11 protein-coding genes and 3 pseudogenes are annotated in these 13,751 nt (G+C 59.6%); 7 read left to right on the top strand and 7 right to left on the bottom strand.

Annotated features, from left to right (window positions below; genetic code table 11):
- Positions 1 to 11 precede the first annotated feature (11 nt).
- The 4 genes from NLM31_RS43360 (at position 12) to NLM31_RS08330 (ending at position 3,352) form a co-directional block, all read left to right on the top strand.
- Positions 12 to 347 carry a DUF5372 family protein gene (locus NLM31_RS43360; RefSeq protein WP_375167541.1) on the top strand — a complete coding sequence of 112 codons (336 nt, stop codon included), beginning with the start codon at positions 12 to 14 and terminating at the stop codon, positions 345 to 347.
- 121 nt (positions 348 to 468) lie between these two features.
- Positions 469 to 933 carry a helix-turn-helix domain-containing protein gene (locus tag NLM31_RS08340; protein WP_254192006.1) on the top strand — a complete coding sequence of 155 codons (465 nt, stop codon included), beginning with the start codon at positions 469 to 471 and terminating at the stop codon, positions 931 to 933.
- Positions 930 to 1,238 (top strand): hypothetical protein, encoded by a 309-nt coding sequence (locus NLM31_RS08335; RefSeq protein ID WP_254192005.1) that lies wholly within the window; start codon positions 930 to 932, stop codon positions 1,236 to 1,238. The genes NLM31_RS08340 and NLM31_RS08335 overlap by 4 nt, the downstream gene beginning before the upstream one ends.
- Positions 1,235 to 3,352, top strand: coding sequence for a recombinase family protein (locus NLM31_RS08330; protein WP_254192004.1), 2,118 nt, complete (start codon positions 1,235 to 1,237; stop codon positions 3,350 to 3,352). The genes NLM31_RS08335 and NLM31_RS08330 overlap by 4 nt, the downstream gene beginning before the upstream one ends.
- Before the next feature lie 6 nt (positions 3,353 to 3,358).
- Here NLM31_RS08330 and tnpB read toward each other — a convergent pair whose 3' ends face one another.
- Both tnpB and NLM31_RS08320 read right to left on the bottom strand, forming a co-directional pair.
- A complete protein-coding gene (tnpB, locus tag NLM31_RS08325; protein WP_256561145.1) occupies positions 3,359 to 3,568 on the bottom strand; it encodes an IS66 family insertion sequence element accessory protein TnpB in 210 nt (69 codons plus the stop codon).
- The gene (locus NLM31_RS08320; RefSeq protein WP_254192002.1) at positions 3,565 to 3,966 is read right to left on the bottom strand and encodes a transposase; all 402 of its coding nucleotides are present in this window, start codon (positions 3,964 to 3,966) and stop codon (positions 3,565 to 3,567) included. The genes tnpB and NLM31_RS08320 overlap by 4 nt, the downstream gene beginning before the upstream one ends.
- A gap of 2,332 nt (positions 3,967 to 6,298) precedes the next feature.
- Here NLM31_RS08320 and NLM31_RS08315 point away from each other — a divergent pair.
- Positions 6,299 to 7,174: a DMT family transporter gene (locus NLM31_RS08315; RefSeq protein WP_254192001.1), complete on the top strand. Its 876-nt coding sequence runs from the start codon at positions 6,299 to 6,301 to the stop codon at positions 7,172 to 7,174.
- 41 nt (positions 7,175 to 7,215) lie between these two features.
- Here NLM31_RS08315 and NLM31_RS08310 read toward each other — a convergent pair.
- Positions 7,216 to 7,497: pseudogene (locus tag NLM31_RS08310) on the bottom strand (hypothetical protein); the annotation flags it as partial.
- A gap of 964 nt (positions 7,498 to 8,461) precedes the next feature.
- Here NLM31_RS08310 and NLM31_RS08305 point away from each other — a divergent pair.
- Positions 8,462 to 8,755 (top strand): annotated as a pseudogene (locus NLM31_RS08305) (transposase); the annotation flags it as partial.
- 117 nt (positions 8,756 to 8,872) lie between these two features.
- Here the strand turns inward: NLM31_RS08305 and NLM31_RS08300 are convergent.
- The 3 genes from NLM31_RS08300 to istA are packed head-to-tail and all read right to left on the bottom strand — an operon-like array spanning position 8,873 to position 11,365.
- A complete protein-coding gene (locus NLM31_RS08300) occupies positions 8,873 to 9,094 on the bottom strand; it encodes a hypothetical protein (protein ID WP_254191782.1) in 222 nt (73 codons plus the stop codon).
- Entirely contained in the window at positions 9,091 to 9,870 is a 780-nt protein-coding gene (gene istB, locus NLM31_RS08295) for an IS21-like element helper ATPase IstB (protein ID WP_254191783.1), read from the bottom strand. Before istB ends, NLM31_RS08300 begins: the two co-directional genes overlap by 4 nt.
- Positions 9,860 to 11,365 (bottom strand): IS21 family transposase, encoded by a 1,506-nt coding sequence (gene istA, locus NLM31_RS08290; protein ID WP_254191935.1) that lies wholly within the window; start codon positions 11,363 to 11,365, stop codon positions 9,860 to 9,862. Before istA ends, istB begins: the two co-directional genes overlap by 11 nt.
- Positions 11,366 to 12,199: 834 nt before the next feature.
- On the opposite strand from istA, the pseudogene NLM31_RS08285 reads away from it, so the two are divergent.
- Positions 12,200 to 12,745, top strand: a pseudogene (locus NLM31_RS08285) (IS5 family transposase); the annotation flags it as partial.
- A gap of 98 nt (positions 12,746 to 12,843) precedes the next feature.
- Here NLM31_RS08285 and NLM31_RS08280 read toward each other — a convergent pair.
- On the bottom strand, positions 12,844 to 13,734 hold the full coding sequence (locus NLM31_RS08280) for a crotonase/enoyl-CoA hydratase family protein (protein ID WP_254192000.1): 891 nt from the start codon (positions 13,732 to 13,734) through the stop codon (positions 12,844 to 12,846).
- Between the last annotated feature and the right edge of the window lie 17 nt (positions 13,735 to 13,751).

Here is a 13,751-nt window from a genome sequence, read left to right as displayed (position 1 = left end):
CGTTGCAGCTTGTGACGGTGACCCATCCCTTTCATCCGTATTCCGGTCAGAGGGGTGCCTGCGTCGGGAGGCGCGGCAACCGAGCGGGCAAGCTGTTGCTGTTGCGCTTTGACGATGGCCGAATTTGCTCTGTTCCGCCGCAATGGACCGATGCAGCAGGCCCTAGTCTCGAGGGTGTGGTGGGAGACGGGCGCGCACTGTGCGGTCTCGGCGATCTACTGGCGCTCAGCGATCTTGTAGAGCGCCTCACGTTGCAAGGCAGGTCCGTGACGCCGAAAGACCGTAAGGGAAAATCTGCCGCAAATGTAAGAAAAATAACGCCGCAAAGCCCATGGACGCTTCGCTAAATGCTGCTTGTTTGCAGATCATTTACGCCAGTAAGTGACGATGCGGTGCTTGACGATTTAGTCGTTCGCGGCACAATAATAATTACGTTAATTGAGTCGAGCTTGGAGAGCGGCGGCGCAGGTGTCGGACGGCGTCAAACACAAGCGATCGAAGGTCAGCGCTCTGGCCGCGGATGGGGTGCTCAATCCGGCTCCGGAGAAAGTCGGCGACCCGAAATTCCAGGAGAACGGCTTCTTCGATCGGCGCGACATCGTGCAAGTGAAGTACGAAATGCTGCGGCGCGTGTCCGTCGACAAAATGTCGGTAACGGAGGTGTCCGACGAATATGGCGTCTCTCGGCCGACCTTCTACCAGGCCAAGACGGACTTCGAGGACGCGGGCCTGGTCGGTTTGGTGCCCAGGAAACGCGGACCGCGCGGACCACACAAGATCCAGGGCGAAGTACTGGCCTTCCTCAAGGCACAGGTGGAGCCGGACGGACCCATTCGGGCGCGCGAACTGGCGAACCGACTTCGTGCCGAATTCGGCCTCGATATCCACCCCAGAACGATCGAGCGTGCGCTCGGCGTAAAAAAAACAGTGTGACCGACGATGGCGCTGGACCGCATTGCGCGATGCAGTCCAGCGCCACCGAACAATACGAAATACTGCGCGCAGCCGCGCTCGGCGCCGTTTTGCCGCCGGAGGCGCGCAGCGGCCTTATCATCCTTCTGCACCGCGGCATATGGGCGTGGACCCGTGCGATTTTGCGTGAGCCTTGCCAGCGCCAACCCATTGCCATGCCGCTGTGGGCTGGCCTGCCCATCGCGGACGAAACTTCCGAGCGACACACGATCATCCACTTGCTTGCCGCCATCGTGATGGCGATCCCTGAACGGAAAACAGCATGAACGAAAAGCTCAAGATCCAATCGCATCATCTCGAGCGGTGCGCTTATCTCTACATCCGGCAGTCGTCGATGCGACAGGTCATGGAGAACGTCGAAAGCACCAAGCGCCAATACGATCTTCGGGGTCGCGCGATCGGACTTGGATGGCGCGACGATCAGATCATCGTCATCGACAGCGACCAGGGCGAATCCGGCGCATCTGCGTCGTGGCGCGAGGGCTTCCAGCACTTGGTGTCCGATGTCGGCATGGGGCGCGCGGGAATTGTCATGGGGCTGGAGGTATCCCGCCTCGCCAGAAACAACGCAGACTGGCACCGGCTGCTAGAGATATGCGCCCTAGCTGACACACTTATCCTCGATGAAGACGGCGTGTACGATCCGGCCAACTTCAATGACCGTCTTCTGCTCGGCCTCAAGGGCACGATGAGCGAAGCTGAACTGCATGTTATCAAGGCCCGATTACGCGGCGGTATCCTCAACAAGGTGCGTCGTGGTGAGTATCGTTGCCCTCTGCCAACCGGCTTTATCTATGATGAGATTGGCGATGTCGTTCTCGATCCGGACGCTCAGATCCGGGAGATGATCTCCCACTTCTTCGAGACGTTCTCGCGAGTCGGGTCGGCTACGCAGACCGTCAAGACGTTCACCAGGGAGGGTCTGCTCTTCCCCTCACGTCTGCGCAACGGCAAACAAGTGGTGTTCCAACAGTTGACCACATCGACCGCCATGCGCACGCTGCACAATCCTCGTTACGCGGGTGTCTATGCCTATGGCCAGCGTCTTTACCGCCGGACCGTCGATGGAAAGAAACAGCTCCGCAAACGGGACCCCAAGGAATGGCTCGCCTGCATTCCGGACGCCCATCCCGGCTATATCAGCTGGGAGCAGTTCCAGTACAACCTCAAGGTACTCGAGGCCAATGGCCAAGGTTATCAAGCCGTGCGCGCTTCGCCGCCGCGCGAAGGCGCGGCTTTACTACAAGTGCGCGTCATATGCGGGCGTTGCGGCAGTCATATGAGCGCCCGTTACGCGGCCCGACGTGGTCAGGTGGACACCTGGTATGTCTGTCACCGCGCTTACGCCTCTCGCGGCGAACCCCACTGTCAGTCGATCGCAGGCTGGCCCATCGACGAAGCGGTCGGCGAATTGATCGCCGCCGAAATGACGCCTGCCGCCGTGGAGTTAGCATTGGAGATCCGAAAAGAGATCGAAGCGCGTCATGACGAAGCGGACAAACTCCGGCTCCGTGCCGTCGAACGCGCTCAGATTGACGCCGATCTTGCACAACGGCGGTTCATGCTGGTTGATCCGAACAACCGCCTGGTTGCCGACACTCTTGAAGGCGAATGGAACGACAAACTGCGCATGCTGGCTGATGCGCGAGAAGAAAGAGAACGTGCTCTGTGCGAAGATCGGGTGACGCTCGACGATGCGATCCGAGATCGATTGATCGCCATGACGGTCGACTTCAAAACAGTCTGGTGTGACCGGACCTTGCCGAACCGCGAACGCAAGCGGCTCCTTGCCTATCTCGTCGAAGACGTCACCTTGCTCAAGTTCCCGGACGAGGGAGAGACCCGGATCCACATTCGCTTCAAAGGCGGAAAGACCGAAACATTGACTACTCAGAACCCACAATCCTCCGCGCAACAGGTAAAGACCCGACCCGAGGTGGTCGAACTGGTCGACAAGCTTCTCGACGATCACATCTGTGCCGAAATCGCCGATATCCTGAATGACCAAGGGATCCGCCCCGGCGGCTCAGCACGCCGTGGTAAAGCCGACGCGAAGTTCACTGATTTGCGGGTCATCTATCTTGTTAAACAGTATGGTCTGCGCTCTCGCTATGATCGGCTGCGCGAACGGGGGATGCTGACAAAAGCGGAGGCCTGCGCCAAACTCGGCATCACCGAAAGTACCCTGGTCAGGTGGGCGAAATACGGCATCGTGAAAAGACATGCCTACAATGGCTATATCGGCCTCTATGAACCGCCAGGACCGCACGTTCCGGCCAAGCAATGCAGCAGATGGAATCAGCTTGCCCACCGCGCTGAGATCATTCGTCAGCTCAACTCTTCAAAATGCATCGATCCCAAAGAAAGGGCTGTAGTATGAAGCCAATTAGTTGGTAAACAGGCATGCGCCCTGGCCATCGTGCCAGATCATCTTCACAAGATCGCTGCGGCGACCGCGGAAGACGAACAGATGACCGCCGAGCGGGTCTTTGCGCAGCACCTCCTGCACTTGGAGCGCCAACGACGGAAAGCCTCTCCGCATATCCGTGTAGCCTGTTGCGAGCCACACTCGCGCACCTGTCGGAACCGGGATCATCGGCGCACCAGAGCATCGAGAACTCGACGCAGCGCGTCTCCATCAACCTCGCCATCGACCCGGATGCGGTGTCCGCTACCAAGATCAATCTCGATGATACCCTGGCTCCTTCGTCGACGCGCCGGTGCCGTCGTCAAGGGCGCTTCGGCCACATCCCGGGGCGGCACAGACGGCCCAATCTCGACCGGCACTAACGGTGCTATACTCGCATCATTGTGCTTGCAAAGCTCTTTGCGCCACCTGAACAGCTGGCTCACATGAAGGCCGGCCATGCGAGCCACCTCGGAAACAGTGGCTCCGGGCCCGAGCGATGCTGCAACTAGCCGTTCCTTCTCATCCTGCGACCACCGACGCCGCCGCTCGACCGATGTGATCACCTCTGCCCGCGAAATCGTCATAGCGCTTCTCCTGGGATTACCCCTAGGACCTGCAGCGTTCGCGTCCGTCAAACAAGGCGGCCCTCAACGGAGGAATACGATTTAGGAAACCCAATTTCTTGTACATGATCGACTCCAAGCGCGTCACAATGCATTGCTTCGAAGCGGGCGCCAAAGGGGTCGCAACAGGGCACTTGGCTCTTGCGTCGGAGGGCGTAGCATGAAAATGCAAGAATTTCAGATGCTCGGCGTCCGATCGATATCCTGCTGACTGGAGACGAGGCACAAGACTACCAGATCGCCCAGCGTGTGACCGCAGAGTCAAGGTATGGAAGTACGGACTCAGCAGCACCGCCAACGACGGCGACGAACTGCGCAAGCAGCTGCGCGGGAGCATACCGGTTCTTCCAAACCGCAGCAATAGGATACGACTGTTCGGCTTCAAGTCGTGGCCTATCTGCATTTTGGGAAGCTGGCCACTAGCTATTTCGCCCTCAATCAACGTAGCGATAGAGATCTCGATGTCACTAACTTTGTTGCTCACCGCATTGCCACACTGCTGGAACCGCGCGGACGGGTTTTATCGTGACGCTCGTCCATCGCTGTGCCATGGAGAAGGGATGCGAAGTCATCGCAGCAGCCTTGCGGAGCCACCGGGTCACTTGCCCAAGACTTCAGCCAGGTTTGGTACGACTCGGCAACTTCCGAGACGTGTTCTAGCTCACTGGGTACAGTTTGCGCGCTTAGCAGAATGTTGGCGAAACCCAGAGCGACTATGACAAGCGACTGTATCCTTCCGGTCTCCGTAGAGGAGTCCATGAATGCCCCTGCTGATGCAATACCAGCAGGGTGCTCCCGCTTATCGGAGGTGCTCTATCGTCCCGCGGCGGAACGGTTGCTTGCTCGTGTTACAGATCAACAAGAGATCCCCTAGCCTGATTTGCACCTGACGATGCTTTGGATCGCGATGAATGCGGCAACGGATCGCGATGAATGCGGCAACATATCGGATCGTATACGTCCCGGTGCGCCGATTTCCTTCCATTGAGTGATGTTTTCAGTCACCAATCAACTACCAAGGCTGGTAATTGATCTAGATAACTGGGGCGTGCATTGATCGGTTGATGAGAGTCGGATGGGTCACACGTCAGCCGCAACGAGTTCGACATGCAAGATCCATCGGCGAATTCTCCGGCTGATGCGAGCAGAGTGGGTACAGCGGTAGACGATTTTGGTCCTCGTCGCTCGGATCGAGGCGCTGATCGCCGGAAGCAAGCTGCCATTCATTATGGCTGCCGCAGTTTTGGCAAGCTCGAAATTCGACTATGTCGCTGGGCGGTCCACGTTGTCTACACAGAGGAGCTTCCGTGCCTGTAGATCGCTGGGAGGCAATGATCGCATGGTAGCACGAAATGGGCAGCACTGAAAAACTGCCTATGACGGAGCGCATTTTAAGGACCGAAAGCCGCTGATGGCTGCCATATGAGGAGCGGACAAAGCGCAGGAGCTAATGCAGAGTATCCTTGAGACAAGTGACCGGCATAACAGCCGGAGATCGTCTTCTTTCTTCCGCCAGCGACAAATCGTGACCGGATCTTTCGAAAATGGGAAACAGCCTCTACCGATTCGGCCACACTATCTACCAGGCGGTCTCGCGACGTCTATGTATGACTACGCTGGCAAGCTCTCGTTGCTACTGAGGGATTTGGCGTCGCTAATATCTGCCCCGTTCCTGCTGGTCACATCACGGCTATTCGCGTGCCAGCGCCAAATACGTCATCGCGATCACGCTGACGCAACAAAGCGGCCCGTCCTGCCCCATCCCAATCACCTTTTTGGGCGCTGCTGGCCACTTATCTCGATGCCGTGGTTTCAAAGGGCACCCCGAACGGTAGAAACAGCGCGGGTCGCCAAGGACCTCGATGCGCTCGCGCAGCTTGTAAGCGCCTGCACATTGCCAGCGGTCGTCCTGATCATTCTGACCAATGCCTTGCCGGCGCCTATATCGGCGGGGCCGATCTTCGCCCGGATTTGCACACTTCGGGTGAATCGTTTCAACGACTCTGGTCACCAAGTGCACGCTTCATCGGACCGAGGACCTGACTCTTAGCGGCTGGTTGACTTCCTTTTTCCGCCTAGCTGTTGGAGCAAGGATCTTGGACGTTGTCGGCGACACCAATTCTAGGCCCTCACGTCCTGCATGTCTTCCGATCTGAGGACCTAGGTACAACACCGTGGCCGCTTTTGGGATTGTAGATCGCTGATATGGCCGAGGCTGTCATGAGCTGATTTGTCACGCATCGAAATGACCTGCTCGCAGCCAATCTGAGCCTCATTCTAGGCCGGCGAATCGATGAAGAAGTTGCAAATGATCCGCGATGCAGAACTTAGAGGCATAGTCTATATCGCCTTCTCCAACCTGATATTCGTCATCATGTCTTCGATCATCAAGATCGTTACCATCACACTCCCTCCCCTGGAGGTTTCCTTTCTGCGCAACATGTTGTCGATACCAATTCTTTTGCTTATGCTGCCGAAACGCGGCACATTCGATCTTCTATTTTTCCTGACCAGGGAGCATTTTCTCAGATCTCTTTTCGGCTATGCGCATTTTGTACTATTCATTCTTTGCATATCGCGGCTTCCCCTATCGGCTGTTTCCGCTATCTCTTACACAAGCCCTATCTGGTCACTGCTGTTGTCCGTATTCCTCCTAAAGGAAAGGCCAGCGGTCACGCCGATCATCGGTCTAACCTTTGGCTTGCTGGGCATGCTTGCCGTCGTCCAACCGAGCGTCGGCAACATGACCGGTTGGATTGTTGTCGGCCTGGCTGGCGCTTTCCTCAGTAGCTTAGATGTAATGATGGTGAGGCGCATTTCGGGCAGCGAGGCTCCTGAGCGGATCGCGCTTAGCCTCGCACTCTGGAGCTGTACGATGGGCCTGCCGCTCGCACTCCCACAATGGGTATGGCCGCCGCCTGGCGTTTGGCCTTTGCTAGTCCTTATCGGGGCCTTGGGGATGTTGGTGCAGGTCACCCTGACAAGAGGTTACACGCTGGCGCGTCTAGGCCGAGGCGCTCCATTTGGAGACTTTATTGGCCTACCCGCCAGTCTGGCTGTTGGCTTGGTGTGCTTTGCCGAATTTCCTACGCCGCTCATGTGGCTCGGTGTTGGTCTTATCTTATTTGGCTCTTCAATTGCCCTGGCAGAGAAACGATCTGGCACTTGAAGTCAGTAGAGGTATGTAGGCGGGATGGCCTGTTACTGATTTCATTTAACGTCGTTAGATCCTCCGGGTTGGTACGCGTAGTGGCGCGGATAGAGCAAAGACGATCGACGGAACTTGTCGGGGTTGCGTAGCCGATCGTCCGTTGCGGAAAGGTTAGTGGCATAGGCCTCAGGGATCCGGTATCTCAGCGACGAGTAAGGCCGACGAATGTCGTAGTCGGCTGGTCCAGTAGGCCATCCGCCCGGGTCGTTGGGAGTGAAGAACAGGGTCTCCTTGAAAAGTTCATCGCGCATCCGGCCATTGAAACTCTCGATGGAGCCGGACACGCGAGCGCACGCTCGTATGGTGTTGCTGGCGGATGATAGCGCTTGATGATCTGCGCGGCCTCGCGAGGCTTCTCCTGGAGCCTGAACGACGGTTGGAAAAGTTCATGTGCAGGCGCGCCGAGCGTCTAGACGCCATCACGCGCGCCGTCTCGACCTCAATGAAGCGTCGTAGGTCCGTAGAAGCCTTGTATCTGTTTTGATCTCAAAATCGAATCCTTAGTGTCCACACCGCGTAGACCACGTCATCTGCGTACTTGCGCTCCCGTCTGCTCATCGCCGCCACGGCTGCGTGGAGAGAGCCGTCCACCGCCAGCACGGGGTGACGGCGGGCGCACGTGCTACGTCACACCTGTGCAATGCATACCCTGCAGGCGCTCCGTGGCATTCGAAAGGCGAGGACACGCGAGCTTCCAAAGCACGCAGTTTCCCCTGCAAGCCGATCTGACCGAGAACTGGAAGCGGCGACCGCAATGGCGCCGGTCCCATGCCTGAGGATGGTCGGCCGCTATGCGGAGTGAACGCGCCCAGAGAACCGCAGCGAGAGGCCTCTACCCGCCACGCACTCCACATAATCATACGCTCGACATAATTCCTCATCTCGGGGTAGCGATTCGCGAGCCACACCCGCACACGCGGGCCAGCAACGGGATCATCGTGGCCTTGTCGTCCAGTGGGGGACCGCCGGCCCAGGACAAAGGCCACTCCGCGCCTACCGCCGCCAAACGGCCAATGCCGACGAGAACACGCTGGTTGCCGCTCGCGACTCCATCCGGGGATCACGGCTGCAAGCGTGTGGCCGTCATAGTGAGCCGGGGAAGCGCATCCATGGTCGCGAACTGACCGCCGATGGCGTGCGATAACGTCGTTGCAACGGAGCTCTTGACACCGAACTCGTAAGAGACCGTTTTGAAAATCGGCTCTGGGGCTATCGGCAGGGTCGCGGTTGTGATTCAAGCTTGGGATGTGGACCGAGCAGAGCCGCGGCCGGATGGCCAAGATCGCCAAGAAGACCAAGCGCTACCCATCTGATCTGACGGACGAGGAGTGGGAGCAGATTGCGCCGCTGATGCCGAAGCCAGGGCGTCGGGGGCGGCCGCGCGAGGTTGACTTCCGGGAGGTGATCAACGCGGTGCGTTATCTGGTGCGCTCCGGCTGTGGCTGGCGAATGCTGCCGATCCACTTCGGGGCGTGGCAGACCGTTTACGCCTGGTTCCGGGAGTTGGCGCGGCGGTTTCTCTTCCAGACCATCCATGATTGTTGGTGACTTTCTAAAACCGCACAAAAATGACGACAAGAATGGGCAGTAGGATGGTGAGGGAACTAAAAAGGCGGCCCGCAAGGGCCGCCGCCGAGTGTCGCAGTGGTGTGTGTTTCAGAAGGAGTATGGTTGCTCTTCGTCGTCGCGGTGATCGGCCGGCGCTTGTTGCTCCTGGATGAGTTCCTGGATCTTGAGGCAGTAGTGCGACCAGATGTTGTCGGATAGATCCTTGAGGAGCTCGTGGACAGCGAGCGCCTGCTCCGGGGTCCATTCGGGATTGATGAGGAAGCTGATCCCGAAGTTGAGGCCGGATGGTTGATGGTGGTTTCTGGTCATGCAACGTGCTCCTTCTCGTTGGTGCTGGCGGGCCGGCTTCGATGCTGTGTGCTCTGGGCCTCGGCGCGTTCCAGAGCTTCCTTGAGGCGGTAGGATTCGCCGTCGATGGAGATCACCTCGGATCGGTGCACGAGGCGGTCGACCAGGCTGACGACACATGCGGCATTTGGGAAGACCTCCGTCCATGCGGCGAAGGGCTTGTTGGTGGTCACGATTGTGGAGCGGGCCTGATAGCGCCGGCTGACGAGTTCGAACAGCAGGTCTGCGTGACGGTTCGAGTAGGATAGATATCCCACCTCGTCGATCGCCAGAACGTCGGCGGCGGCGTAGTGATGGAGCCTTCGGCGCAAAGCGGTATCGCTGTCGAGGGCGGCAAGCTCGCCGAGCATTTCGCTGGCCGATCGGAACAAGACCGAGTGACCGGCGATGAGCGCCTGGTAGGCGATATTCTGCGCGAGGGTCGACTTTCCGACGCCGTTTGGTCCGACGAAGACGATGTTGGTTGCGTCGTTCATGAAGGACAGCGACATCAATTGCTCCACTGCGGCGCGGTCGAGGCGCCTGGACCAGAGCCAGTCGTAATCGGCCATCGGTTTGAAGTGACCGATCCTGGCGTCGCGCAGGCGTCGCTGCAGCGAGCGCCGGGCACGTTCCTCCTCCTCCCATTGCAGCATGGGGGCCAGCCATGGGGCGCCGGCGATTTCGTCCCAGTGTTCGACCAGGCCGTTGAGGCGCAGCGCCTTGGCGCGGTTCAGCAGGGCATCATCAGTGCTCATCGTCGTTATCTCCAGAAGGGGTCAGTTGGTCGTAGCTGTCGAGGCGGTGCGGCCGGACCGTTGTATCCTTGCGCCGCACATGTTCGGGCAGGCTGGTTTCGACGGGCGGCGGTTCACCACGCTCAAGGCGCCGACGTTCGAGTGCGGCGCGGACCGTCGCCGCATGGACGGAGCCCGCACGCAAAGCGTCCTCGACCGCAGCCTGCAATTCCGTTGCGCCGTAGCGATCGAGCAGCCGCAGCAGCGCGGTCGTGAGCGCACCGATGTTGGCGCCACGTTCGGCGGCCCTGATCATCAGGGTCTGACAGACCGGCACGGCTCGGGTGAGGCTGTTGAGGCCGCGATGCTGGCGCGCCTCACGCTTGATCTCGACGAGATCCTTCAGGTGTCGTCGGTCTTCGATCTCTTGGCCACGATCATAGCTGCGACGGTGACTGGCGATCATTTGCGCGCCGTCGAAGATCCGGACCTGGCTGAGATCGGCCCGCACGCTCAGCATGCGCCGAACATGGGTATGGGGAACCGTGTAGTCGTTCAGGTCGAACCGCACATAGGGCGTTTTGCCGACCTTCACGGCGACCTGCTCCTCAACGGGATACGGGTTGGCGGGCAGCGGCAGAAGCAGTGGTTGCTCCTTTGCGAACGCCTGGCGTACTGTCATCTCGCGATCCTCCGGACATGGTCGGTCCGCCGCTTCGGATCGGCACCATTGTTCGGCCTGGGCATTCAGGTCGTCGAGATCGGTGAACTTGCGGGCGATGAAGAATGCCTCCCGGATATGCCGTATAGCGCGCTCGACACGGCCTTTTTCGTTGCCCCGGGCAACCGCGACAGGACGCGGCTCGAACCGATAATGGCCGGCGAAGGCAAGCAGCGTGGGATGGAATCGGATCGCATCACCCTGGCGCTCGAGCACCGCGCTCTTAAGATTGTCGTAGAGCAGGACCCGGGGCAGCCCACACCATGTGTTGAACGCGCCGATGTGGCCGCGCAGGAAGTTTTCCATGCGCGCATCGAGGAAGAAGCGCAGGTAGATGTCGCGCGAGTACGACAGCACCATGACGAACGCCATCAGCGGACGGCGGGCGCGACCGATCTCGATGTGACCGAAGTGCCCCCAATCCACCTGCCCTTGTTCAGACGGCAACGTGCGCAGCCGCAGGAACGCCTCGGCTGGCTTGCGTGGACGGTGCAAAGCGATCAGGTGCCGGAAGTAGCTGGGCGACCCGCGGTAGCCGCGCTCACGCATCATCGCATACAGGCGGCTGGCCGTGAGTGCGGGGAACTGCTCCAGCGTCTTCAGGACGATCGGCAGATAGGGCTCGATCTTCGTGGGCCGCAATATCGGCCTATTCCTGGGCAGTCCGGCCTGGGTCAGGACGCGATGCACGGTCGTGTGATGAACCCGCAACTGCTTCGCAATGGTGCCGCAGCGCCATTTCTCGACGTGATACAGACGCAGGATCTGCGCTTCCAATTCAGGGATAACGGTCATCGGTCGGGTCTCGGCCTCCATAGGCGGGGTGCGCATGACGAGGCCCCCGGCGACGCACGAAGCCGGTACGAACGAACATCGACAACCGACAGCCGCAGAGCCGACAGCTCGGCATGGGCATGATCGATGTCGTCGCTCGCTCGCCGACGTCAGTAGGTGCAACGACGACATCGTCCGCAGGCCGGCGCAGTAGTGAACCGACAGGGCATGCGGGTGGAGAGTGATGCGTCACGTTATTGTGCCGCGCCCGGTATCGTCGGGCCCGGGTCGCATGCGCCAGGCGTCCGCGGCGGCTGCGCTGATAACGCTGTCCCGCCTCGCGCAGGCTCTCGCGGCGGGCAGCACGGGCGCAGTCATGGCCGCAATAGCGTTGTCCCCGGTCGCAGTTGCGGCAGATCGTGACCTGCGAACGGCAGCGGCCGCACAGAAAGAAGCGGCCCGTGAGCATCCGCGGCGGTCCTTTCGGAGCGCCGCCGGAGGTTGCTGGAAAAGGTCGACGGAACGCGCGGACAGTGCGATAGTGCAGGCCGCGCACCATCCGAGGGGCGTGACATCGAGCCCCACTTGCCAGTTGAGATCGGTGTTACGCCCGGTTTTGTTTCTGCGGCGCTGATTACCCGCAGATCTACCATAAGGCAGGCGCAAAGCGGGGTACGTCGAAAGGATGCCTCAGGGCCCCGGAGACGTGCCCCGCGTCTTTTATTCCTCAACTCAGACGTTGGTCGTCGCCGCAAAGGCGTCCGCCCGCTACGGCGCTATCGGTGAGCGCGCGTGCGGACGCCTTCGCTCTACTGCCGTCATACCTTGTCGTCATTTTTGCGCGGTTTTCGACAGTCAACGACACATGATGTAGCGCTGATGCTGGACCGTGAGCGGGCTGGCCGCGAGGCGAGCCCGTCGGCGGGGGTGATCGACAGCCAGTCGGTCAAGGCTCCGCACGCAGAAACAAGAGGTTACGACGCCGGCAAGAAAATCGTGGGCCGCAAGCGCCATATCGCCGTCGACACCGATGGCCGCTTGCTGATGGTCAATCTGACGACCGCCGACATCTCCGACAGCGCCGGTGCCCAGGCCATTCTGGACAGCATCCGTAAGCGCTGGCCCTGGGTGAAGCACCTGTTCGCTGACGGCGCCTACGATCGCCTCAAGCTCATGGACAAGGCCGCCTACCTCGACTTCGTCATTGAGATCATCAAGCGCTGCGACGATCAGCGGGGCTTCCAGGTTCTGCCCCGCCGCTGGGTGGTGGAGCGAACCTTCGGCTGGATGACCCGCTGGCGGCGCCTCGTGCGCGACTACGAGAAGCGCATCGACGTCTCGCACGCCATGATCCTCGTCGCCATGGGCGGCAATCTCATCCGCAGAAACGCCCATCCCTGAATTTCAAAACGGACTCTAAGGTCGACCCTTGCCGATGCATTCCACCTCTCGCGTGCAGCAAATAGACGCAAGGTCCCGGCGCGCGGAATGACGGAAGACTATTTGTACTCCCGCTCTGTCCACCATGGAAAACAATCCGGCATATCTACCGATACCTTGTCCTTGAACACCGCAGGCCGCTTCTCCAAGAAAGCTATTACACCTTCCCTGGCATCGCGGGAACGACCCAGCGCATAACTGATGCGGCTGTCGATCTTGTGGGCTTCCATAGGGTCATCGGCGCCCAACATACGCCACATCATCTGCCGGGTGAGCGCGATCGATACAGGAGCCTTCTTCTCGACAATGTCGCGGGCCAAGGACCGCGCCGTGGGCAGCAGTTGATCCGGCGGAACTACCCTGCTGACTAGTCGGCCAGCCAGCGCTTCCTGCGCTGGGAATACCCTTGCGGCATAACACCACTCCAGCGCTTGCGCGATGCCGACGATGCGCGGCAGGAACCAGCTCGAGGCCCCCTCCGGCACAATGCCAAGCTGCGAGAACACAAATCCAAAGAGCGCGGCTTCAGACGCAATGCGGATATCCATCGCGAGCTGCATGTTGACCCCGATACCGATCGCTGGCCCGTTCACCGCGGCGATTACAGGCTTCAGGCATCTGAAGATCCGTAAGGTGAGCTGGCCGCCGCTGTCGCGGAGATTGGAATCGCTGTAATCCACGGTGTTATCGGGTAGCCGTTTCACCGCCCCGCGCCTCACGTCGATGTCAAATGAGTCGGCAGCCGGAGAGAGATCAGCCCCGGCGCAAAAAGCGCGACCTTCCCCTGTTACAATGATTGCGCGAACGTCGTCATCCTGGTCGGCCCGATCGAATGCTCCTATTAGTTCCCGACACATGATCAATGTCCAAGCGTTGAGCTTCTCCGGCCGGTTCAGGGTGATTGTGAGTATCTGCTCGGCGAGCTCATATTTGATCGTCTCGTATGCCATCACTTTCCTTCACTTGT

The sequence above is a fragment of the Bradyrhizobium sp. CCGUVB4N genome (assembly GCF_024199945.1).
In the GTDB taxonomy this organism is placed as follows: Bacteria; Pseudomonadota; Alphaproteobacteria; order Rhizobiales; family Xanthobacteraceae; genus Bradyrhizobium.
The sequence above is the reverse complement of the archived record's forward strand: the minus strand, read 5'-3'. Positions and strand labels throughout refer to the sequence as shown.

Excerpts from the sequence above, each read along its gene's own strand:
- NLM31_RS08300 (WP_254191782.1), bottom strand. The coding sequence starts at position 9,094 with ATGACCAGAAACCACCATCAACCATCCGGCCTCAACTTCGGGATCAGC.
- NLM31_RS08330 (WP_254192004.1), top strand. The coding sequence starts at position 1,235 with ATGAACGAAAAGCTCAAGATCCAATCGCATCATCTCGAGCGGTGCGCT.
- tnpB (WP_256561145.1), bottom strand. The coding sequence starts at position 3,568 with ATGATCCCGGTTCCGACAGGTGCGCGAGTGTGGCTCGCAACAGGCTAC.
- NLM31_RS08320 (WP_254192002.1), bottom strand. The coding sequence starts at position 3,966 with ATGACGATTTCGCGGGCAGAGGTGATCACATCGGTCGAGCGGCGGCGT.
- istB (WP_254191783.1), bottom strand. The coding sequence starts at position 9,870 with ATGAGCACTGATGATGCCCTGCTGAACCGCGCCAAGGCGCTGCGCCTC.
- NLM31_RS08315 (WP_254192001.1), top strand. The coding sequence starts at position 6,299 with ATGAAGAAGTTGCAAATGATCCGCGATGCAGAACTTAGAGGCATAGTC.
- istA (WP_254191935.1), bottom strand. The coding sequence starts at position 11,365 with ATGACCGTTATCCCTGAATTGGAAGCGCAGATCCTGCGTCTGTATCAC.
- NLM31_RS08280 (WP_254192000.1), bottom strand. The coding sequence starts at position 13,734 with ATGGCATACGAGACGATCAAATATGAGCTCGCCGAGCAGATACTCACA.